The following is a 21,933-nucleotide window of genomic DNA, read 5'->3' as shown; positions in this document are numbered from 1 at the left end:
TTATGCGGCGATGTGCGATCTACCGGCGAGAACCTTCAACCTGCTTTTCCCGGTTTTCCAATCAGTTGCAGCCTTCGGCGGGAGAGCGGGTCGTCTTCCAATACCCCAGGTTTGACCTAAGGTACGTATTACTTAATCGAACTTCCAGAACGGTCTGCTCAGACGCTCTTCTGCCTGCTCGCGGGTGTAACCCACATCCAGAAGCAAACGCTCGTCCATACGGCTTACCAGAAACGCGAAGTCTCTTTTCTTTCTCCACTTACTGAAAACACCTGCGACTCTTTTCATAGTACATCTCCACTGCTTGGGTTTAACTTTTGAGTTCAACTCAGTGTGAAGTTATGGTAAGTCCAGCTATGTTTTTTATAAATACAAGGAAACACCTATCCCGCCGAAACTAAACAGGTATTGGCGCAAAATGCGCATAAGTAGAAGGTCAATTCGCTAATATATTGCTTGGTGGGTTTCAATTCGTAGAAACACGAAGGGCGTTATCAGGACGAAGAAGCCGCCATCGACGATCGATGACGGCCCGGAAGGCATCCCTGCGGCTTCATCCCTTTAGATCACGCTTACCATCACCGTGCTGGACGGCTGGCTCTCAAGCCCGTCGGTGTCCAGGGTGGACACGTAGAACTCGTAAGTCCCGGGCCTGAATCCCGAGAGCGAGAAACTGGTCTCGCTGGCACTATGGATGGTGATGGTGGTGTAACGACTTTGATCCTTGAGTTTGTAGTAGATCCTGTAGCCATCGATATCTCCCATATACAGCTTGGAACCGTCGGCGCGTGTGGCAGGCGCGTTCCAGTACAACTTCGTATATTCCGCCCGTCGTGTTGCCGTACTGCTACTACGTTCTGCGTCGGTGGGGCTGCGTCTGGTGACGTAATCCGTAGATCGGCTGGTGGTTAGTGATCGGGAATCAGCCTGGGCGGCGGGAATGGCAAGACCTGCAATTTGTGTGGAGCAAAGGGCTACCGTGAACAGTAAGGCGCGTCGCGCCACTGAAGGGCTATTGTGTTTCATGATATGCCTTGTCGTATCTTCTTAAGCCCACTGGCGTAGGCTTCTTTTATTTAGGAGGTACAACGAGACCTGACTCTCATCCTCAGCGGTTACAGCCGGAGCTATTATGCTGAGCAAAAAATATTGAACAAGTGTCCGCTTTCTAGGGACACGTGCCCAGTGGCGAATTCGCCATCAAAAAATGCTTGATGCGCCGTTCGGCATAATTGGATTCCCCGGCCAGCCTGGTCGGTTCATACTGCCGATCCAATTATCCACGATAAAGATGACATGTACATTTACGGCGACAGATTCTCTGGCAATTGCTACAAACTGGTCCTGATTTCCGCGCTGCTCGATATCGAATACCAGTGGGTGGATGTCGATATCCTCAAGGATGAGACCCGCACAGACACCTTTCGGGCAATGAATCCCAACACCAAGATTCCTGTCGTGCGCCTGGATAACGGCGAGTACCTGTGGGAATCCAACGCTATCCTCAACTATCTGGCGGCTGGCTCCTGCTACCTGCCGGAAGATCGACTTGCACTTGCCCGCGTACAGCAATGGCAGTTCTTCGAGCAATACAGCCACGAGCCCTATATTGCGGTAGCCCGCTATATCCAGCGTTACCTGGGAATGCCTGAGGAGCGTCTTGCTGACTACGCAGCCACCCGGGCACCCGGTTATAAGGCGCTGGGCATCATGGAGCAGCAACTTGCCTGCTCTCCGTTCCTGGCGGGCGAGTCGATGACGGCCGCCGACATCTCGCTCTACGCCTACACTCACGTGGCGCATGAAGGCGGCTTCGATCTCGAGCCCTACAGCGGTATCCGGGAGTGGTTACAGCGAATCGAGGATCAGCCAGGTTACGTGGCTATAGGGCATCCCTGAAGGATCGGGATCGCCATGCCTCGACAGCCATCTTTTTGTCCAAGCGCTCAACCGATGGCCATCGTCGGAAGTTAACGGATTTCAGCCGGATGTCTGGACAGCGGCAAAGCTCTTGGCCAAAAGTCTGCCTGATAAACGAAAGTGTAGCTTACCGATGCAGTCATTCCTGCTGATACCAAAGCCGAATTCTTGCCCGGTATGTGGATAGTGGAGAAGTGCCCGCCTCCCTAGGATGCCCAATAAAGGCATCTTAAGGAGGTTCCACAATGTCATCCGGTTTTGCCAGGAAACGCATATCCGAGGAAAGCGAGGCACATACCCCACCTGAACGGCGCCGTATCGACCGGCGTAAACTGGTCGGCCTTTTCATGGGGCCGATCCTGATGATCGCGGTCATCATGCTGCCCACGGCATTGACAGCGCCCCAGCAGAACCTCCTGGCCGTAATCCTGGTCACGGTGACCTACTGGGTGTTCCAGCCGCTGCCCATCCCGGTGACGTCGTTGCTGGGACTTGCCTTGGCAGTCGTGTTGGACGTGGCGTCCGCTTCGCAGGTCTTCGGCGCCTTTTCCTCGCCGACGCTGTTCCTGCTGATCGGGGGCTTCATTATTACGCGCTCCATGTCCAAGTACGGCCTGGGGCACCGCATCGCCCTGAAGGTTCTTAGTATTCCGGGCATAGGCAATTCCACGGTGCGCATCGTCGTGGCCTTCGGTGCGATGGCAGCCCTACTGTCCGGCTTCATCGACAACGGCGCCGTTGCCGCAATGCTATTGCCTATCGCCCTCGGTCTGGTGAAGACCTTTTCCGATGATATCGAACGTGGGGGCGCTCCGTCGGCTGAGGGCAAGCCGCTCTACCTGAGTAGCGCCTTGCTGTTGATGACGGCATACGGGGCCACCCTGGGCGCGTTGATGACGCCGTTCGGCGACGCATCGAACATGGTCGGGCGTCACTTCATCGAGACCCGGTTCGATACCCACATTTCGGTGATGGAGTGGATGGCCCTGGGCGTACCCATCGTACTGGCACTCTTCGCGCTTCTCTGCGTGGCCGTGCTGTTCATCAATCCGCCGGAGCTGCGTCGCATCCCCAACGCCAAGGCGCAGATCTTGCGAAGCCGGCGCAAGCTTGGCCGCATGTCCCAGGGCGAGATCAATACTGCGATTGCTTTTGGCGCCGCTATCACTTTGTGGCTGCTACCGCCGATCCTGAGTGTCGTAGTCGGTAGCGAATCGCCAGTCTACATATTCGTCGAGAAGCGTCTGTCGCCACCCGTTGTGGCCCTGCTCGGTGCGATTCTGCTGTTCCTGCTACCGATCAGTCGCAAGGAAGGCTTTACGCTGCGCTGGCAGGACACAGCCGCCATGGACTGGGGCCCGCTGATCCTGGTGGGGTCCGCGCTCGCGCTGGGTACGCTCATGGCTGAGACCGGACTCGCTCAAGTACTTGGTGAGGCAGTCGCCGAGCGCATCCAGGGTGTCGGCCCGATCTGGGTCTGCGTTTTCGCAGCGGTGATCGCCATCTCCATGTCCGAGCTCACCAGCAACCTGGTCAGTATCAGTGTGCTGGTGCCCATCATTCCCACGCTGGCGGTCGCAGGCGGCGGCGATCCACAGGAGGCCGCACTGGTAGCGACCTTCGCGGCGATCTACGGCTTCATGCTGCCGATTTCCACATCCGCCAACGCCATCGTCTATAGCTCGGGCGAAATCCCGTTCAAGCGAATGATCAAGACCGGTCTGCTGGTGGATCTCTCCGGCGTCGTCGTGGTGGTGACCGGCGTATTGGTCATCGTTCGTTTCTTCGGTGTGCTCTAGACACCGCGAGTGCATCGCCGATGGGTATGGTCGGTTTCAGGCAATGACTGTCGGTTCCATGCAAAAAGAGGGGAAAGCGCAATGAGTAGCAAACCAGAGACACGCTCCGCTGTGCGTACAGCGGATAAACCCAAGGATAAATCCGGCAAGGCCGAAGGAGAGGAAAACATGAGCAGCGCAACATCAGGTTCCGTCGGAGACAGCTCCGGCCAGAAGAACTACGCCGAGGTAACGCCTGAGGAGGAAAGCCAATCGGGCGAAAAACAGTCGGCCAAACCCGGCTTTGCCGCGACGACGTCGGTAGCAGCCGAGGCCGAGCAGGGCGACGGCCCTGCAGCAGCCAGTGCAAGTAGCTCTGCCGTTGGAGATACCCCCAGCACGAGCACCGTCTCCGTCGTAGTGGGCAAGGACTATGCCGCCGCGGCCTGTGATGTGGGGGTGGCTGTCGTTGGGCCCAATTCCGCATCAGCTGCCAGTCAAATTGGCGCGGTCGCGGCTGCGCCGGATGCCGCAGCGGCCACTTGCAATGCGGCCAACGGTAGTCGGGTGGCCATCCGTAGTAGCGAATCGGTGAAGCCGGACACGAGCGACGATAGCTAGCCTGTTCCGGCTCGATGCATCCTCCCCGTGGGCTGCATGCCCGCGGAGGATCCCTGCAGGACCGGCCTGCACATCAAAACGGAAAACACTAGCCAAGAAAAGGAGGTAAGACCATGAGTCCTACACCGGAAAATCAGCAACTCAACGCCATCCAGGATGGTATTTCGGAAATCAAGGCGGCGCTGGCAAGCGAACGCAGCTTCAGCATCCTGGACGTTCTGCGGGATGAAGTCAGTGGCCTGTCGCACCAGCTGGAATCTGTCCGTGACGACATCCGGGATCTGCGGAACCTGATGTCCCAGCAGTCCCAGCCTGCAGACTAGAGGCAGTAGGGGCCGCCTGCAGGCGGCCTCTCCATTTCGGTCAAGGAGGTCATCGTCATGAACGATTCACGGTTGATATCCACGCTTGCTGTTCGTTGGCGTACTCGCAGACGTTTATTGGCGGCCCTGTTCGTCGTGCCGTTTATTCTGCTGGCGGGAACCCTGTTCTTTTCTTTGGCAGAACAGTGGTCGTTCGCCGACGCGTTCTACTTCAGCGTTATCACCCTAACGACAGTGGGCTACGGCGATTTGGTCCCAACCACGGAATTGACCCGATCCGTAACCGCGATCTTTGTATTGTGTGGAGTAACGACCTTTGGTCTCTTCCTGCGTTGGATCGTCAGGCATGCCCTGGAGCCGGCCTCTGGTTCAGGTCCGGGCGCGCGGTTTGTCTTGAACGACCATCATTTAGCCAGACAGCTCAGCCTGCCGAGTGAGGGCGGCGTTGTCGTCCTGGCGGTGCGCCCAGGCGGGCGGGCGTTCGAAACAGGCTTGCGTAGTTATGACGTGGTGTTGTCAGTGGAGGACAAGCCGATTGCGTATCCCGATGATCTGGTAAGTGCACTTTCACGGCAGGGCATTGGGCGTCTTGATCGGTTTACTGTCATGCGTGGCAACGAACTGCGGGAGCTGGTCGTCAGGCCTGCAGTATGGAGGTGAATCTTGAGCTAGCACTTAGCGTGTTTAACAATTGAAATTAAGGTTCATTGCTAGCGATATGATTTATAAAAACAAAGATAATTGTAATATTTATATTATGTTGATTAAAGCTGTATAAAGTCTGCTTTTTTAAAGCAATTAATTAACATTGGCAAGTATAAAATACATATAAGTAAACATCGATTAACCGTAAGAATTAAAATGTAGTAAAAGTCTTAAGGCTGTGACAATAAAAGATGCCTATATTAATCAGTTCAGAGTTAATTGACGCGTATTCGTAGGGAGTTACGTGTCGATTTGCATCTGTCGACGACCATAGTGTAACGAAGATCAATAATCTAATTACCGTAACTAATTCACACTCACAGTATTTGTGTTTAGATTTTCATCCGTACTGATAGGGGCTCTGAAAATAGTTCTTGCCTTATTAGCGATGCAAGCTCAAAAATCACACGGAATGAGCATGATGGATATACGCATCTTATTGGTGGACCCATTACCACTTATACGTAGAGGGCTAGCAATTATATTGTCCGCTGAACCGGGTTTCGTGATTGTCGGTGAAGCTGAAGACGCCTCACAGGCGGTAGCCAAGGCACGCCGCCTGCGACCGGAGATCATCCTGTGCGAATTCGAGCTGCCCGGCGGCGACGCGACCCATATCTGTGCCACCGTCGCCAGCGAAGGTCTGGCCACTCGCGTCCTGATCCTGTCTACGGATTGCCAGGGACATGTGGTTAGTCAAGCCGTATCAGCGGGCGTTGCAGGTTATCTTAGCAAGCATGATCCCACTGAACGCATTGTATCGGCCATTCGTCGCGTGGCGGCCGGTCAGCCGGTCTTTTCAGACGAGGCCCAGACAGGGATACAGCTTTACCTGCAGTTGCAGATGCGATCGCCCGAAGCATCCCGTTACGATCTTTCGTCAAGGCCTTTGCTGACCGATCGAGAGCTACAGGTGCTGCGATGCATCGCCGACGGCGTCTCGGTCGCGGATACGGGAAGGCGCCTGGCGGCCAGCCTTTCCACGATCAAGAATCACCGTCAGAGCATCTTTGTCAAACTGAATGTGCCGAATGCACCGGCGGCGGTCTATGAGGCGATGCACAGAGGGCTGATACAGTAGATGCACCGGGCCTGCAAACGCACGTGGTGGAATAGGGCGGGTGCTCAGTCCAGCGAAGTGGGAGCCCCTGTCAGCCTCGACTGCAGGTATTCCCGGCTAAGCGTCGGTGCTGCCAGACTGCGGGCGCCGACGCAGAGCGCACCGCAGGCGGCTCCGAGCTTCATGCAGGTTGCAAGTGGCTGTCGATCCAGGTAGCCGTAGAGAAAACCGCTAAAAAAGGCGTCGCCGGCACCGTTGGTGTCCTCGATGTTCGGGGCCGGGAAGGCGGGCTGTTCGATCCATTGTCCGTGACTATCGATTAACGTCGCGCCGCAACTGCCGTGGGTGCAGACCACCAGAGACTTCCCCTTGTGAATCTGCTGTTGCATGAAGTGTCGATAGTCCGGGAGCTTGTCGCTGGAAAGGAAGACAACCTCGGCGGCATCGACAAATGGCTGGTGGTGGCTGTTTTTCCCGTCATAGTCGTGGAGGTCGGTCCATATGGGTTTGCCTGCTGCACGCGCAAGCTCCAGCGCAGGTCGGGCGTAGGCCAGGATATTGATCACGGCCAACTCTGAATGCGCCAGTGCAGTACGAACGTCACGCCAATCAATGGCGTCCGGCTCGGTTGACGGATTGACGAAGAGCGATATGCGATCGCCATTGGCATCCATGAGGTTAACGTGCTGCTCCGTGCCGGCGTCCGTCTCTTCCGCGAGCAGAGTGATATTTCGGTGCTGCAGGGCGTCCCGGATGAACTGGCCCTCCGCATCCCGTCCAAGCAACGTATGCAGCGTGACCGGGATATCCAGCGCCGCCAGGTTCAGGGCTTTGCCAGCGCCCGTGCTACCCAGGCTGCGATAGCCTGCCCGGGGCCAAATGGTCTGGGGAGTGGGTTCGGGGAATGTGTCCAACTGGATGATGGTATCGACGGAGGCGCCGCCGATCACGGTTATGCCCATGCGCAAGGAATATTCCTCCAAGACTGAGTTGGCCTTCCAAAAAACTGAAACCTTACGCGGGTAGGCTGACTTTGGGATCCTCCGGTATACTCAGCCGCCATTCGACGGTGTTCGGATGAAGAAAGCTTAATTCATGCCAGGGTTGAGATTCTCGCCGGGAGCCAGACTTTTCCTGTGGCAAGCCGAAAATCAGGCCGATCTTTGGTTATATAGGGCTTATCTATAGGTCATTTAAGCATAATCAATTTCGTCATCCGTCGGGTTGCGGTTACCTTAGCAACTCCAGACGACTTTCCAGCAACGTAAATTCCAGACAATCTAAGGAGAAATCTGAATGGGCGTGATCAACAGCGAGATCAAACCGTTTAACGCAACCGCTTACAAAGCGGGCGAGTTTGTAGAAATTTCTGATGCCGACGTGAAAGGCAAGTGGGCTGTCTTCTTCTTCTATCCGGCCGACTTCACCTTCGTTTGCCCGACTGAGCTTGGCGACGTCGCTGACAAGTACGAAGAGCTGCAGAAGCTGGGTGTGGAAGTGTTCTCCGTGTCTACCGACACCCACTTCACCCACAAGGCGTGGCACGACAGCTCTGAAACGATCGGCAAGATCCAGTACTACATGGTCGGCGACCAGACTGGCACCATCACCAACAACTTTGGTGTGATGCGCGAAGGTCAGGGCCTGGCAGACCGTGCCACCTTCCTGATCGATCCGGACGGTGTTATCCAGGCAATGGAAATTACTGCTGAAGGCATCGGCCGTGATGCAGACGATCTGCTGCGCAAGGTCAAGGCTGCCCAGTATGTTCGTAACCATCCGGGCGAAGTTTGCCCTGCCAAGTGGAAAGAAGGCGAAGAGACCCTGTCTCCGTCTCTGGACCTGGTCGGCAAGATCTAAGTTTCCCCGCAAGGTGAAGCTGAACGAAAGGCCCGCTCTGCGGGCCTTTCTTTTATCTGCAGCATTGAACGATCGGCTTATATAGCAAGTGGCTATTAAACGTTTAAGGCTAATTAATTTGAGCCTTAAAGAGTTCATCCTTATCTTTACTTATAACTTATTCGTTAAACCACTCGGTTTTTAAGTCACTCAGTTTCGCGTTTATGCAAGGGGAATACGACATGTTGGATGCCAATATCAAGGAGCAGTTGAAAGCTTACATGGACAAGCTGCAGCAGCCGATCGAGCTGGTAGCAGCCTATGACGATGGCAAGAAATCCCAGGAGCTTAAACAGCTATTGGAAGAGATCGAGCCGATGTCTTCGAAGATAAGCCTGCGCACCGAAGAGTCGCCGGACGTTCGTCGACCATCTTTCGCCATCAATCGTATCGGCACCGATATTGGTGTTCGTTTCGCCGGTATTCCCATGGGCCACGAGTTCACTTCGCTGGTATTGGCCCTGTTGCAGGTCGGTGGTCATCCATCCAAGGCCGCCCAGGAAACGATCGAGCAGATCAAGGAACTGGACGGTGAATTCGAGTTCGAAACCTATTTCTCCCTGTCTTGCCAGAACTGCCCGGACGTGGTCCAGGCCCTGAACCTGATGAGCGTGCTGAACCCGAAGATCAAGCACACCGCCATCGACGGTGCCCTGTTCCAGGATGAGGTCGAGCAGCGCGAAGTGATGGCGGTTCCCAGTGTCTACCTGAACGGCGAGCCCTGGGGGCAGGGCCGCATGACGCTGGAAGAGATCGTCGCGAGGCTGGACACCAAGTCCGACGAGAAAGAAGCCGAGAAGATCAACCACAAGGATGCCTTTGAAGTGCTGGTCATCGGTGGTGGTCCGGCAGGTTCCTCTGCGGCGATCTACGCTGCGCGTAAGGGTATCTCCACTGGTATTGCGGCTGAGCGCTTTGGTGGCCAGGTTGCGGACACCATGGGTATCGAAAACCTGATTTCCGTTCCCTACACCGAAGGTCCGAAGCTGGTTGCGGCGATGGAGCAGCACGTCAAAGAGTATGACGTGGACATCATGAACATGCAGCGCGCCGAGAAGCTGATTCCTGCAGCTCGCAAAGGCGGCCTGCACGAAGTTCGTCTGGCAAACGGCGCGTCCTTGAAAGCACGCAGCGTGGTCCTCTCGACGGGTGCCCGCTGGCGTCAACTGGGTGTACCGGGTGAGGAAGAGTACCGTAACAAGGGCGTTGCCTACTGCCCGCACTGTGACGGTCCGCTGTTCAAGGGCAAGCGCGTAGCGGTGATTGGTGGCGGTAACTCCGGTGTTGAAGCTGCTATCGACCTGGCGGGTATCGTCGGGCACGTGACGCTGATCGAGTTCGGGGCTGAGATGCGTGCGGACGATGTTCTGCAGAAGAAATTGCGCAGCCTGAAGAACGTCGAAATCATCACCTCAGGCCAGACCACCGAAATTACCGGTGAGGGCGGTAAGGTGAATGGTTTGACCTACACCGACCGCAACACGGGCGAAAGCCACCATGTTGCGCTGGAAGGTGTGTTCGTCCAGATCGGCCTGGTGCCGAACACTGAATGGTTGAAGGGCGATATCGAGCTGAGCCAGCACGGCGAGATCATCGTCAACGAGCGCGCAGAGACCTCGATCCCGGGTATCTTCGCGGCCGGCGATGCGACCACCGTACCTTACAAGCAGATCGTGATCTCTATGGGTGAAGGCTCAAAGGCCGCCCTGAGCGCATTCGACTTCCTTATCCGCAACTCCCTCCCTGAGGACGAAGAGCAAGCGGCTTAAGACGGCCCGAGGGTCAACGAAACCCACCATCCGCTCGCCGGGTGGTGGGTTTTTTATTTAAGCCATCACGCTGGCGTGATGGCTTACTGGTTGCTGTCCTGTTCGACATTCGAGGGATTGACGCTACCTTCAAGCTCCGCCTCAAAGGCATTGATGAAGGCGTTCCGGAGCACATTGATGATCGCGGCGAGAGTCTCGGTGTCCGGCGAATCGATCTGTCCCTCGATCGGGATGCGGGTGGCGAACTGGTCTTTCGGCTGGTTTTCCAGTAGTTCGGCAACAGCGCCAACCAATCCTTCCCATACCACCTGGAACAGGTTGTCGCCCTGCTTCTCCACGTCTTCGCGCCATTCGAATATGTCGATGTCGCGCAGCAATGGTTTGACATACCCGGTAATCCGCCCATCCTCAGCGGCCAGCTCCATCACCAGGTCCAGGCTGCCCGCCTCGATGTCGACAGGCGCATAGGCGGCAATCAGGGGGTCGATCGCGCTGATTTCCAGATTCGTCAGTTTACCGTTGAAGTTGAAATGCGCCTGTTCCCGGTAGGGATCCATCTGCATGGAGACGGTGAGATCGCCTTGCTGCATAGCCTTGGCTTGCAGGCTGAGGCTTGCCGCCAGGGAATCGGATAGCTCGCGGCTGTTGGTCAGGTTTGTCAGTGTTGCTTCGATCCCGGTCAGGTAGGCATCTACCGGCGGTGAAGCATCCGGCTTTCGAAAGTGGAACTCACCGTCGTGGAACTCAATCCGATCGAGCCTCAAGGGGAACAGGTCTCGTAGTACCTGCCGCCAGTCGGCTTCCTCGCCGGTTTGCTGGCTGGAATCCTCTTCGTCCTCAACCACGATGTTAAGCAGCGGCTTGCGAAACACGGCTTCGCCAACCAGTTTGCCGCGAAGCAGGGCGGATGTGAGCAGGGACAGATCCACGCGGTTGGCTGTGAACAGGGGTGCGAACACCTCGCCGGTGGCCTTGTTGATCTCGATGTCGTGGATAACGTACGCGCCACGCCATAGGGCCAGGTCGATATCCCCAACCTGACCACTATAACCCTCGGCGTCATCCAGGGTCTGGTTGACGTAACGCTGGAGCACTTCGGGCAGTGCCACCCGGGCAGCTACGACGACAATGACAAGCGCGAGCAGAACCCAGGCCAGCTTGCGTTTACGGTGTTGCATCGATCTCTGAGGTATCCCTACCGGTTTGCACGATGTGCGGGTGTTTGACTCAGGTTTCCGACGGCCAGTTTGAGGTAACCGGTTATCGATTGTTCGTCGGCACGTGGCGTTCCATTGAGCCGGGCGCCGGATAGCTCCCTTTCAGGCGCGATTCAGGCGCTATCACCAACGGTATTACCGGCTCCGGCGCCCGCACCGTTATCTTTTTTCCCTTCGTTTTCAAGATCGTCGGGTCTGCCAATGGCGAAGCCCTGGACATAATCGACGCCGATTTCCTTCAGCTTGTCGAAGACTGCCTGTGTCTCGACGAACTCGGCGATGGTCTTCTTGCCCATGATATGTCCGATCTCGTTCATGGAGCGCACCATCGCCTCGTCCATCGGATCTTCGACGATCTTGCGCACGAACTCGCCGTCTATCTTGAGGAAGTCGACCGGTAGCTGGCGCAGGTAATGATACGAGGCGAAACCGCTGCCGAAGTCGTCCAGCGAGAACAGGAAGCCCTGCTTCCTGAATTCGTTGGCCAGCTCGATCGTTTTCGTCAGGTTGCGGATGGCCATGGTTTCGGTGATCTCGAAGCACACCTTGTGACTGGGCACGTGGTATTGCTTGCGCAGGTCGTTGAGGAAATCCGGGAATCGATCGTCGCCCAGGGTGCTCACCGACAGGTTGATCGAACAGATATCCAGCGACTCTATGATGGCCGGATTCTCCGAAAGCCATTGGAACACCTTCCGCACCACGTGGCGGTCCAGGCGTGGCATCAGGTTGTAGCGCTCGGCCGCGTTGATGAACTTGGAGGGCGGGATGGTTTCCCCCTCGTCGCCCTTGAGGCGTGACAGGACCTCGAAGTGATTGCCCCGGGTCTGCCCATCCTCCAGCGCCACGATCGGCTGGGCGACGAGCTCGATATCGTCATCCTCGAGCGCCTGGGACACCTTGGTCACCCAATACATGTAGGTTTTATGGTGCAGGTCGTCCTCGTTTTCCTGATTGAAGATATAGGCTCGGTCCCGGCCACCTTCCTTGGCCATGTAACAGGCGTTGTCGGCGTTATGGACCACTTGCCGTACCGATGCGGCGTGCTCGTCGATCAGGGCAATACCGATGCTCATGCCCACCTGGAATGTCTTGTCCTCCCAGGTGAAACGGAAGTTGTGCATGAAGGCCAGCATATCGTCCGCGACACGGAAGACCTGCTCGGCATTGCAGTTTTCCAGGATCAGTGCGAACTCGTCGCCACCCATCCGTGCCAGGGTATCCCGCTGGCGGACATGGACTTGCAGTTCCCCCGCGATTTGCCGGAGCAGTTCGTCCCCGGCCAGATGGCCGCAGGTATCGTTGACAATCTTGAAGCGGTCCAGGTCCATGAACAGCAGGGCGTGTACCTTGCCATCGTCCCGGGCGCTGGCGACGACCGTGGCCAGGCGGTTCTCGAATTCACCGCGATTGACCAGTCCGGTGAGGTCGTCGTGGCAGGCCCGGTGGCGAACCCGCTTGGTGAGTTCCCGTGCATAGCTGACATCGAAGAATACGGCGACGGCGCCCAGCAGGTCGCCCTTGTTGTTGTAGACCGGTGACACGGAGGCATCGACGTGGATACTCGCCCCGTCCTTACGAACCAGCAGGGCGGGTTCGGGAACGGCGACGGTCCGGTTCTCCACCAGCGCTGTGGACACAGGTTCTTCCAGACGCTCATCGGTATCTTCGTTGCGGAGCTCCAGGACCTCGTTGATGTCCCGATTTAACGATTCGCTCGCAGAGTGCCCGGTGAGACGTTCGGCAACCGGGTTCATACTGGTAACCCGACCGTGGATATCCGTAGTGATGAGGGCTTCGCCAATGGACATCAGGGTCACGTGAGCCAGTTCTTTTTCCGCCTGTAGCTGCTGGGTCCGCTGGCGCACCTGTTTTTCCAGCTCTTCCTGGGCGCGTTGGACCGCATGGGCGGATTGGACCCGCTCGGACACGTCACGTACCACGCCAAGCATCGTTTCGTTCTCGCCGCGCTGGATCTCCCACTCAAGCCAGTGGTAACTGCCATCCCGAGCGCAGAATCTTGCCGGCGTATTCGCGGATTCCCTATTATCGCGCACGGCCTTGAGGTCGGCCCTGAAGTTTTCCAGGTCTTCGGCATGGATGAAGTCGAGGTACGGACGCTCGTACAACTCGTTGAGATGCCAATTGAAGATACGGCTCCATGCTGGGTTCAGGCGCGAGAAATAGCCGTCGTCCCCCATCACGAAGAACGGCACCGCTGAAAGCTCGAAGAAGACATCCCGTTCACGGACGGCCTTTTCCTGTTCCCGAAGGTGTTCCCGAGCTTCCTGCGTCTGTTCCTCTACGCGCCGTTCGAGCGTCTGTGCCATTTCGCTCAGTTCGCCCTGGGCGTTTTTCAAGCGGGTGATATCGGTATAGGTGATAACGACTCCGTCGATCCGGTCTTCGTGCGTGCGGTAGGGTGATATCCGCCGAAGGTGCCAATAATTGCCGTTTGCCGTGACTTCGCTTTCGAGCGATTCAAGCGTTTCCAGGCAGGTGGCGGCATCCTGGAGAAGGTAGTCATCCTGGACCTTGAACTTGATCTCATCCAACGGCCGACCGACATCGGTATCCACCAGGTTGAACAGCTGTTTGCAGTTGGGGGTAAACAGGCGGATATGGAAAGACGAGTCGATAAAGAGTGTGGCCGAGGTAATGCTGCGTAGCAGGTTATCCAGGTCGCCATAGGCCTGGTCGAGCTGGTCCACCTTGGCCTGCAACTCGGTATTGACCGTGGACATTTCCTCGTTGAGCGACTGGAGTTCCTCCTTCGAGGTCTCCAGTTCCTCGTTGGTGCTTTGCAGTTCCTCGTTCATGGACACGGCTTCCTCGTGGGAAACCTTCAGGTCCTGATTCGAGGATTCCAGATCGTCGATGGTGGCCTGCAGTTCGGCGCGGGTGGCGTGTAGCTCTTCCTCGAGATGTTCGATCAGCGCCGACTCGGCCTCTTTGCCTGTAGTCGCCGGATGCTCGGCGCGGGGTTCCGCCGCCCCCGGCGATTCGCGATGGGGCTCGAATGCGATCAGGTAGTGGGTGGCTTCGTTGATCTTCAGCGGCGTAATCGCCAGCTTCAGTTGCTTGGCCGGGGACGAGCTGCCGATGAAGAAGGGCGCAGACTCAACATGGCTCTGCTGCTCGACGGCTGTGCGAAAGAGGCTGCGAAGCTTGTTCTTGACGTTGTCCCGGGCGAGATCGAACAGTCGGTGGCTTGGTTCGCCCGATGGGTGTCTCAGGTAGTTCGATGTTTCGCCAACGAAATAGAGTGCTTCGCCATCCTTGCTCACGAGCACTGCCGGGGGCGCGTACCGACCCAACATCAGGTGCTGTACGCGGTCGCCCATCCGTGTGCGATAGGGGCGGCGTTGGCTGCGCGTCGTCAGGGATGGCGTCGACACCGGAACCTGGGTGGTTACATTGGTTGGCCGACCTTCGGAGAAGGGGAGGTTGATGCCCTGGCGGTCATTGGGCTTGCGCCGGTAAATGCGATGGCGGCGATCGACAAGGTGGAACAGGTCGTCCTTGCGGCCGACGGTTTCCGACGTACCCAAAAACAGGACGCCCTCGTCTTTCAACGCAAAATGAAACAGGCCCATGAGCTGGTTCTGCACATCGATCTTGAGATAGATCAACAGGTTGCGGCAGGTTATCAGGTCGAGCTGGGAAAAGGGCGCACTGGTGATGACGTTCTGGTAGGCGAAGACGATCTCTTCGCGGATTTCCTTGATCACGCGGTAGTAGTCGCCTTCGCGACGGAAATAGCGTTTTAGCAGCTCGCTGGATAACGTGCTCTTGATACTGTCGGGATAGAGCCCGCTGCGGGCAATGCGCAAGGCATCCTCGTCGATATCCGTGGCGAAGATCTGGAGTTTCGCCCGCTTGCCGCTCTCCCGCATGCGCTCATGGAGCATAATGGCCAGGGTGTAGGCTTCCTCCCCGGTTGCACAGCCTGGTACCCAGGCCCGGATCGACTGATCGGGTTCCGAGCTGTCGACCAGCGGCTTCAGTATCTGTTGGTCGAGTTTTGCCATGCTGGCTTCGTCACGGAAAAAGCCGGTGACGGAGATAAGCATGTCCCGGTAGAGCAGGTTGCGCTCCTCCTCGGATTGTTCCAGCAGCTTGAGGTAGGCGTCCTCATTGTCCGCCTGGCTCATACCCATGCGGCGAAATATCCGGCGGGCGAGGGTCTTTTCCTTGTACCGGGTAAAATCGTTGGGGCTATTGTGGGAAATCAGTTCGATGATCTTACGGATCGTGTTGGGTAGCGGGCGATCCGTGCTGTCTTCACGCTCACTGGGAAATCTCGACTGGCGTGCGATAAAGTCCAGGAGGGCTGCAGGCATCTGTTCGGCCCGCACGATGGCATCGCTTGCGCCGGCATGGATAGCGGCAGCCGGCATACCGTCGAACTCGGCCTCGTCGGGGTCCTGGGTGAGCACCAGCCCGCCGGCTTCCCGGATGTCCCGGGCCCCTTCTGCGCCGTCGGTGCCCGCACCGGAGAGGATTACCCCAAAAGATCGCTCACCTTGCTGCTGTGCCAGCGAGGTGAAGAATTCGTTGATAATCAGGTCTGGGTGTCGGGCTTCGAGGGTCTGCATCCTGAAGACGGAACCGTCGAGTTGAAGGCTGGCGTTCGGCGGTAAGACATAAACCCGGTCCGCCTCGACACTCATGCCGTCGGTAATGGCCTCGACAGGCATGACGGAAAAATTCGTGGGTATTTCGGTGAGTGCACTGTCCCCGCTGGGAGGCAAGTGCTGTATCACAACGAAGGCAAGACCCATATCCCCCGTACACTTGGAGATAAAGGTTTGCAGCGGCTCGATGCCTCCTGCTGAGGCGCCTATCGCAACGATGGGGATGGTGGGCTGGGCTTCGGATTCGTTTGCGGAGGATCGAACATCCTGCTTTTGTGTTTGGTCGTCCATAATCGCGCTATAACTCGCTTGGCTTCCCGTTATTTAATGTGCTGCGCTCCAGCGCCTGACGTTACTCCTGACGAGGATGCCTTAACAGACAGATACTTGCGCGGGGCTTGACGCGTTTACAAGCACTTATGTTGATTAGACCGGGAGCTTCAGCGGTATGGGCTGGCGGGGTGCCCTGGTCCGCCATGGTGGCCTGCCGTGTATTCAGTAAAGAGATATTGAGACTGGCCCAAGGCTCCTAGAGCGTCTCACGTCTGCCTCGGTATGTCAGGGGTTTCGACGTATCTGACCAAAGTTTCATTTAAACCTCCGCTCGAAGGGATGACACGGGACGCACGCGACTTGTAGGTTTGTAGGTTAGATAGGGAGCCAGCATCCAGGTCAGGTTGTTGGTCGCCAAATCAGGTACTGGAACAAGGGAGACTGGACTATGCGCGTATTGATCGCCGGGGCCAACGGTAAGATTGGCCAACATCTGATCAAGAAAATGGCCCACAGTCCCCACGAGGCGGTGGCGATGGTCCGCGACCCCGACCAGGCAGAAAAACTGCGCGAGCTGGGAGCGCCGAAGACCGTATTGGGCGATCTCGAACGCGATTGCACCGAGCAGTTGAAGGGCTGCGATGCGGTGGTGTTTACCGCCGGTTCCGGTCCCCACACCGGACCCGAAAAGACCATCGACGTAGATCAGGATGGCGCGATTCGGCTGATCGACAGCGCCAAGGCGGCAGGTGTGAAGCGCTTCATCATGGTCAGCGCCATGCGGGCGGAGGAGCCCGACAAGGGGCCGGAAAAGATTCGCCACTATCTGCGCGCCAAACACCGGGCCGATGAGCATTTGCGGGCCGGAGGTATCAGCTACACCATTGTACGCCCTGGACCGCTGACCCAGTCTGCGGGTGCTGGAAAGGTCGAGATCAGCGAAAAGCTGGATCGTACCGGTGACATTTCGCGGGAGGACGTCGCCGAGGTATTGCTGAAGGTCCTTGATGCACCGAATGCAGAGAACCGTACGCTGGATGTGTTGTCCGGAGATGCATCCATCGATGAGGCGGTGAAAGGTTTTTAAACCGGGTCGAAATGAGTCCTGAGGAAAAGGGATCGATGTCTGAAAACAACGAAGTCAGGGTAGGGATCATTGGCTACGGGTTGGCCGGTTCCGTGTTCCATGCACCGCTGATCGATGCCGCGCGAGGTTTGCGGTTATCGGCGATCGTCACCTCCAATCCCGACCGGGCTGGGGAGGCGAAACAGGCCTACCCGAACGCTACCCTTTACGACACCGCGGGCCAGCTCTGGCACGATGCCGACAAGCTGGACCTGGTCGTTATCGCGTCTCCCAACCGGACCCACAAACCGTTGGCCATGGCGGCGCTCCATGCCGGGTTGGGTGTGGTGGTCGACAAGCCCCTTGCTGCCCACGCGGACGATGCCCGTGAGCTCGCTGACGAAGCCGAACGGCTGGGGCTGTTCCTCACCGTGTTCCAGAACCGTCGTTGGGACAGCGACTTCCTGACCCTGCAACAGTTGATGGTTGACGGCGAGCTCGGCGAGGTGCGCCGCTTCGAGTCTCGCTTCGAGCGCTGGCGGCCCGAACCAAAACCGGGCTGGCGACAGTCCGGAGCGCCGGAGGAAGCCGGCGGCGTACTATACGACCTGGGTGCTCACCTGATCGACCAGGCGCTGGTGCTGTTCGGCCCGGTGAAGTCGGTCTACGCGGAGCTGGAGCATCGGTACCCGGATGCCGAGGTCGACGACGATTCTTTCGTCGCCCTGACCCATCACAATGGCGTGCGCTCACACCTCTGGATGAGTAGCGTGGCGGCGCAGTGCGGTCCGCGAATGCGGGTCCTCGGCAGCCGGGCAGCCTATACCAGCTTCGGCCTGGATGGACAGGAAAACGCCCTGAAGGCCGGGGCTCGGCCCGATCAGTCCGATTGGCTCGACAATGTCGAGGATGGCCAGGGTTACCTGACGGCGGGCAGCGAAGAGCGTGCGATCCAGAACGTGCCAGGTGGATACTTGCGCTTTTACGAACGGGTTGCCGAGACCTTTCGCAAGGGCGAGAAACCGCCTGTCGATCCTCGGGAGGCGATCGCCGGACTCGAAATCGTGGCCGCGGCCCAGCATGCTTCAGCCGAACGTCGGGTTATCGAATTGCCGGAATAGCGCGTCGCCTGAAAACATGAAGCCAGGGGCTCGGGGAAAAGGTGTCGGCTGCAAGAAAGCCGTTCCCAAACGTCTAAAATCAACGTGTGTTTTTTGCAGTCCATCCTTGTCGCTGGCAAGCTAAGCCCAAGCCTTCGGATGGTATGGAATCCGGATTACGAATGGACAAAGGGTGTCATGCCGCTGACTGGAGCATGAATTGTTGAGTATCGGTCTTTTCATCGCCTCGCTCGTGGTTACGACACTCACGGTATTCGCGCGCTTACCGTTCTATGATTGGTGGATTCGGGCTTGCGACTTCCCGCGCCTGCAGATCGCCGCCATCGCGCTACTCATCCTGCTGCTTTCCCCCCTGGCCGCCCCGCCGCTGTTATGGCCTACCGTTATCCTTTCTGCTGCCGTCCTGGGTTGGCAAACCTACCGGATCCTTCCGTATACCCGGTTGTGGCCAAAACAGGTCAAAGATGCGCAGGACGGCTTCGAGGAGCGCTGTGTCAGTCTACTGGTTGCAAACGTGCTCACGCCCAACCGCAATGCCGAAGGACTGACCCGGCAAATCCTGCAACACAAGCCGGATGTCGTGCTCACGCTCGAGAGTGACCAGTGGTGGGGGGATGCGCTGGATTCAGCGTTAGGGGAAGACTATCCATACGCGGTCAGGATCCCGCTGGACAACCTCTACGGCATGCACCTTTATTCCCGGCTCAAGCTCGAGGATACCGATGTGTCGTGGCTGATCCAGAAGGATATTCCATCCGTCCACACGTGGTTGCGTCTCGCCAACGGCTCCAGGGTGCGTCTGCATGCGCTTCATCCGCGTCCACCCGCGCCAAGCGAGAGTGATGAATCCCTGTGGCGTGACGCCGAGTTGTTGCTGGTCGGCAAGGGAATCCACCGGGACGGCGACCCGACGCTGGTGGCCGGCGACCTGAACGATGTCGCCTGGTCACGCACCACACGGATGTTCTGTCGCGTCAGTGGCATGCTGGACCCACGGCGGGGAAGAGGCATGTTCAGTACCTTCCACGCCAACTACCGTCTAATGCGTTGGCCACTGGACCATATCTTCGTAAGCGAGGAATTTACGCTCAGGAACATGAGCCGGCTGGAGGCCTTTGGTTCCGATCATTTCCCGATCCTGGCAACGTTCTGTTTCCGTCCCAGTCGGGCCGATGAGCACGAGAACCCCGAGGCGGACGAAGAGGATTGGGAGCAGGCCGAGGATGCGATCGAGGAGGCCAGGTCCCGGGACCAGGACGGATAGAAACGGGATCGCCGCAGGAACGGAACGGAGCGGAAACGAAGCAGCAACGGCGAGCCGGCCATCCCTGGCCGGACTCGGTTAGACCTGGAACTGTGCGACCAGACCGCGTAGATCGGACGCCATACGTGTCAGGTCCCGGCTGGCGTTTGCCGTCTCCTCGGCGCCCTGGGCGGTCTGGTAAGTCATCTCGTTGATCCGGGCGATATTGGTATTGATCTCTTCCGCGACGCCCACCTGTTCTTCTGATGCACTGGCAATCTGTGTGGCCATATCGTTGATGCGGGCCATCGCCTGATCTATGGTCCTCAAAGCCTGCCCGGCCTGACCCGCCAACGTCACCGTGGCTCCTACCTGGGTCTTGTTGCTCATCATCGATTCGACAGCCTTATGCGAAACCGTCTGCAGCTTGGAGATCATGTCGTTGATCTCGTTGGTCGAATGCTGTGTCCGGCTCGCCAGTGCCCGCACTTCGTCGGCGACGACCGCAAAGCCCCGTCCCTGGTCACCGGCGCGAGCCGCCTCGATGGCAGCGTTCAACGCCAGCAGGTTGGTCTGTTCGGCGATGGCCTGGATGACCTCGATCACTGTGCTGATAGTTTTGCTGTATTCCTCTACCTCGCTGATGGCCTTTGCAGATGCATCGACATCATGAGCCAGCGTTTGGATCTGGTCGATCGTGTCCTGGACCGTCCGACTGCCCTGGTTGGAATGCTCGCTTGCCTCCGTGACCGCAGTTGCCGTCTGGTTGACGCTGATGGCGATTTCCTGGGCGGTGGCGGACATTTCGTTCATGGCAGTGGCTACCTGCTCGGTCTCCGAACGCTGCTCGTCGATCGTGCGGCTGGTCTGGTCGGTGACCACTGACATTTCTTCCGACGCGGCCGCCAGTTGCGCTGTCGTGCCGGAGATCTGCGAAATCATGTTCAGCAGCTTCTGACGCAGTCCGTTCATGGCCCCGAGCAGTTCACCGATCTCGTCGCTGCTATCCACCTGGATCTCCTGGGTAAGGTCGCCTGATGCGGTTACGATGGCTCGTTTGACGCCGCGAACGATGGACCGGGAGACGTACCAACTGACCAGCAGGCCGAACAGGGTACTTACCGTGACGACTGTGACGATTACGGACAAGGCGTCCTGTTCGTGCTCGAGAGCAGTCATGGCGCTGGCTTCGGTAAAGGTGCCGATATCGTCGAGCAGGGCGGTCAGGCTTTGGTCCAGTTCATCGGCTTCGCGTTTGACCTGAGCCACCAGGGTGTCGATATTCCCGGCACGGCCTTCGGACAACGCGGAGAAAACACGTTGAGCCTGGTTGGCGAATTCCTCATGGGCGACATCGATCTGTTTCAACCGACGAGCAACGGCGCTGAACTCCCGCTGTGTACGTTCGTCCGTTGACTGCAAACTATCGATTACCTTGCCCGCGGAGCGAAGCTGCTGGTCGACGAGCTCACCCTCCTTGTCGAATCTGGCTATAGCGTCCTGGAATTCGCGGCGAGCGCCATTGTCCTGCGGAATATCGGAGCTGAAGCGCAGCGCGCGTTCGAACTCGATGGTCTGTCTGAGCTGGTGGGCGGTAATGGCAGCTACGTGTTCGGTGAGAGGAATATCCCGCTTCGAGACTGTAGTGAGTTCCCGCTCGATGCTGTTCATGGCATACACGGTATAGCCGGCGCACAGGACAAATAGCGACAGGAGAACGACAGCGTTGCCAATGATCTTGGTGCCCAGGGACAACCGGTTGAGTACTGCGTTCATGCTCTTAACTCCGTTGGTTCAGTGATTGCTCGGGTTTGGATTCCCTCCCGGTTGGGTCAGAGACTGAACCAACAGATCGCACCCTTCCTCGAGTGCACCTGTAACGACGAGCCCGGCGTTTGCGTAGGGGGCAAAGGACGTCCGGTCGTTAGCCGCATTTCATAGTTATAGATTAAAAGTTACGTGAGTTTTGTCTAATAAGTGTTTGTAGCAATTATTTGTAAAATCAAATTTTACGTTGTTGCTACAAGCTTTTCTGTGCGCCAGGCGATCTCCCAGCAGATCCCGACCAATCCAGGGTGCCACCCGGGTTGTGGGCGCTGCTTGATGTGGATCAACAGATAGCGCATGAACTGTTAAATAGTTTTAAATGCGAAGTAGTTGTTTGCTGAGGCAATCCTAATGCTTCGTATGGCTTTGGCTATGCCACGAACGGGGTATTAACATGGTTCTTTAGTAGCCTGTTTAGTCGAGCACGTTTCACAGTTGGTTGATTCAGAATCGAACGGACACACGTCTACGTTT

General features: G+C 57.4%; 17 protein-coding genes. 11 read left to right on the top strand and 6 right to left on the bottom strand.

The window, feature by feature from the left end:
• Window positions 1-132: 132 nt before the first annotated feature.
• A complete protein-coding gene (locus RE428_RS16565) occupies window positions 133-288 on the bottom strand; it encodes a DUF1127 domain-containing protein (protein WP_004583052.1) in 156 nt (51 codons plus the stop codon).
• 273 nt (window positions 289-561) lie between these two features.
• Window positions 562-1,026 (bottom strand): fibronectin type III domain-containing protein, encoded by a 465-nt coding sequence (locus RE428_RS16560; RefSeq protein WP_115840365.1) that lies wholly within the window; start codon window positions 1,024-1,026, stop codon window positions 562-564.
• 270 nt (window positions 1,027-1,296) lie between these two features.
• Between RE428_RS16560 and RE428_RS16555 the strand changes: the two genes are divergently transcribed.
• The 6 genes from RE428_RS16555 to RE428_RS16530 all read left to right on the top strand — a co-directional run bounded on the left by RE428_RS16555 (window position 1,297) and on the right by RE428_RS16530 (window position 6,428).
• Window positions 1,297-1,899 (top strand): glutathione S-transferase family protein, encoded by a 603-nt coding sequence (locus RE428_RS16555; RefSeq protein WP_004583050.1) that lies wholly within the window; start codon window positions 1,297-1,299, stop codon window positions 1,897-1,899.
• Window positions 1,900-2,165: 266 nt separating this feature from the next.
• Entirely contained in the window at window positions 2,166-3,719 is a 1,554-nt protein-coding gene (locus RE428_RS16550) for an SLC13 family permease (RefSeq protein WP_004583049.1), read from the top strand.
• 81 nt (window positions 3,720-3,800) lie between these two features.
• Window positions 3,801-4,319: a hypothetical protein gene (locus RE428_RS16545; protein WP_004583048.1), complete on the top strand. Its 519-nt coding sequence runs from the start codon at window positions 3,801-3,803 to the stop codon at window positions 4,317-4,319.
• Between the two features lie 113 nt (window positions 4,320-4,432).
• Window positions 4,433-4,642 (top strand): hypothetical protein, encoded by a 210-nt coding sequence (locus RE428_RS16540; RefSeq protein ID WP_004583047.1) that lies wholly within the window; start codon window positions 4,433-4,435, stop codon window positions 4,640-4,642.
• Window positions 4,643-4,699: 57 nt separating this feature from the next.
• Complete coding sequence (locus RE428_RS16535; RefSeq protein WP_004583046.1) at window positions 4,700-5,302, top strand: ion channel; 603 nt, start codon at window positions 4,700-4,702, stop codon at window positions 5,300-5,302.
• Between the two features lie 433 nt (window positions 5,303-5,735).
• The gene (locus tag RE428_RS16530) at window positions 5,736-6,428 is read left to right on the top strand and encodes a response regulator (protein WP_081614665.1); all 693 of its coding nucleotides are present in this window, start codon (window positions 5,736-5,738) and stop codon (window positions 6,426-6,428) included.
• A 44-nt stretch (window positions 6,429-6,472) separates the two neighbouring features.
• Here RE428_RS16530 and RE428_RS16525 read toward each other — a convergent pair whose 3' ends face one another.
• A complete protein-coding gene (locus RE428_RS16525) occupies window positions 6,473-7,369 on the bottom strand; it encodes a carbohydrate kinase family protein (protein ID WP_004583044.1) in 897 nt (298 codons plus the stop codon).
• Window positions 7,370-7,703: 334 nt separating this feature from the next.
• Here RE428_RS16525 and ahpC point away from each other — a divergent pair, with 334 nt between their 5' ends.
• Complete coding sequence (gene ahpC, locus RE428_RS16520; RefSeq protein WP_004583043.1) at window positions 7,704-8,267, top strand: alkyl hydroperoxide reductase subunit C; 564 nt, start codon at window positions 7,704-7,706, stop codon at window positions 8,265-8,267.
• A gap of 221 nt (window positions 8,268-8,488) precedes the next feature.
• The gene (ahpF, locus tag RE428_RS16515) at window positions 8,489-10,075 is read left to right on the top strand and encodes an alkyl hydroperoxide reductase subunit F (RefSeq protein ID WP_004583042.1); all 1,587 of its coding nucleotides are present in this window, start codon (window positions 8,489-8,491) and stop codon (window positions 10,073-10,075) included.
• 83 nt (window positions 10,076-10,158) lie between these two features.
• Here the strand turns inward: ahpF and RE428_RS16510 are convergent, their stop codons facing one another.
• Together RE428_RS16510 and RE428_RS16505 are read right to left on the bottom strand one after the other, a co-directional pair.
• Window positions 10,159-11,253: a DUF748 domain-containing protein gene (locus RE428_RS16510; RefSeq protein WP_004583041.1), complete on the bottom strand. Its 1,095-nt coding sequence runs from the start codon at window positions 11,251-11,253 to the stop codon at window positions 10,159-10,161.
• 152 nt (window positions 11,254-11,405) lie between these two features.
• Window positions 11,406-16,220, bottom strand: a complete 4,815-nt coding sequence (locus RE428_RS16505; RefSeq protein ID WP_004583040.1) for an EAL domain-containing protein — start codon at window positions 16,218-16,220, stop codon at window positions 11,406-11,408.
• Between the two features lie 430 nt (window positions 16,221-16,650).
• Between RE428_RS16505 and RE428_RS16500 the strand changes: the two genes are divergently transcribed.
• The 3 genes from RE428_RS16500 (at window position 16,651) to RE428_RS16490 (ending at window position 19,653) form a co-directional block, all read left to right on the top strand.
• Window positions 16,651-17,289 (top strand): SDR family oxidoreductase, encoded by a 639-nt coding sequence (locus RE428_RS16500; protein WP_004583039.1) that lies wholly within the window; start codon window positions 16,651-16,653, stop codon window positions 17,287-17,289.
• A 35-nt stretch (window positions 17,290-17,324) separates the two neighbouring features.
• On the top strand, window positions 17,325-18,389 hold the full coding sequence (locus RE428_RS16495) for a Gfo/Idh/MocA family oxidoreductase (RefSeq protein WP_004583038.1): 1,065 nt from the start codon (window positions 17,325-17,327) through the stop codon (window positions 18,387-18,389).
• Between the two features lie 202 nt (window positions 18,390-18,591).
• The gene (locus tag RE428_RS16490) at window positions 18,592-19,653 is read left to right on the top strand and encodes an endonuclease/exonuclease/phosphatase family protein (RefSeq protein WP_004583037.1); all 1,062 of its coding nucleotides are present in this window, start codon (window positions 18,592-18,594) and stop codon (window positions 19,651-19,653) included.
• Window positions 19,654-19,731: 78 nt separating this feature from the next.
• On the opposite strand, the gene RE428_RS16485 is transcribed toward RE428_RS16490, so the two are convergent.
• Window positions 19,732-21,408, bottom strand: coding sequence for a methyl-accepting chemotaxis protein (locus RE428_RS16485; protein ID WP_004583036.1), 1,677 nt, complete (start codon window positions 21,406-21,408; stop codon window positions 19,732-19,734).
• Window positions 21,409-21,933: the final 525 nt, after the last annotated feature.

Origin of the sequence: Marinobacter nanhaiticus D15-8W (assembly GCF_036511935.1) — a bacterium.
In the GTDB taxonomy this organism is placed as follows: Bacteria; Pseudomonadota; Gammaproteobacteria; order Pseudomonadales; family Oleiphilaceae; genus Marinobacter_A; species Marinobacter_A nanhaiticus.
Note: the sequence above shows the minus strand (reverse complement) of the source record. Positions and strands in the feature narration are given on the sequence as shown.

Coding starts and splice junctions, on each gene's coding strand:
- RE428_RS16565 (WP_004583052.1), bottom strand. CDS start 288: ATGAAAAGAGTCGCAGGTGTTTTCAGTAAGTGGAGAAAGAAAAGAGAC.
- RE428_RS16560 (WP_115840365.1), bottom strand. CDS start 1,026: ATGAAACACAATAGCCCTTCAGTGGCGCGACGCGCCTTACTGTTCACG.
- RE428_RS16555 (WP_004583050.1), top strand. CDS start 1,297: ATGTACATTTACGGCGACAGATTCTCTGGCAATTGCTACAAACTGGTC.
- RE428_RS16550 (WP_004583049.1), top strand. CDS start 2,166: ATGTCATCCGGTTTTGCCAGGAAACGCATATCCGAGGAAAGCGAGGCA.
- RE428_RS16545 (WP_004583048.1), top strand. CDS start 3,801: ATGAGTAGCAAACCAGAGACACGCTCCGCTGTGCGTACAGCGGATAAA.
- RE428_RS16540 (WP_004583047.1), top strand. CDS start 4,433: ATGAGTCCTACACCGGAAAATCAGCAACTCAACGCCATCCAGGATGGT.
- RE428_RS16535 (WP_004583046.1), top strand. CDS start 4,700: ATGAACGATTCACGGTTGATATCCACGCTTGCTGTTCGTTGGCGTACT.
- RE428_RS16530 (WP_081614665.1), top strand. CDS start 5,736: ATGCAAGCTCAAAAATCACACGGAATGAGCATGATGGATATACGCATC.
- RE428_RS16525 (WP_004583044.1), bottom strand. CDS start 7,369: ATGGGCATAACCGTGATCGGCGGCGCCTCCGTCGATACCATCATCCAG.
- ahpC (WP_004583043.1), top strand. CDS start 7,704: ATGGGCGTGATCAACAGCGAGATCAAACCGTTTAACGCAACCGCTTAC.
- ahpF (WP_004583042.1), top strand. CDS start 8,489: ATGTTGGATGCCAATATCAAGGAGCAGTTGAAAGCTTACATGGACAAG.
- RE428_RS16510 (WP_004583041.1), bottom strand. CDS start 11,253: ATGCAACACCGTAAACGCAAGCTGGCCTGGGTTCTGCTCGCGCTTGTC.
- RE428_RS16505 (WP_004583040.1), bottom strand. CDS start 16,220: ATGGACGACCAAACACAAAAGCAGGATGTTCGATCCTCCGCAAACGAA.
- RE428_RS16500 (WP_004583039.1), top strand. CDS start 16,651: ATGCGCGTATTGATCGCCGGGGCCAACGGTAAGATTGGCCAACATCTG.
- RE428_RS16495 (WP_004583038.1), top strand. CDS start 17,325: ATGTCTGAAAACAACGAAGTCAGGGTAGGGATCATTGGCTACGGGTTG.
- RE428_RS16485 (WP_004583036.1), bottom strand. CDS start 21,408: ATGAACGCAGTACTCAACCGGTTGTCCCTGGGCACCAAGATCATTGGC.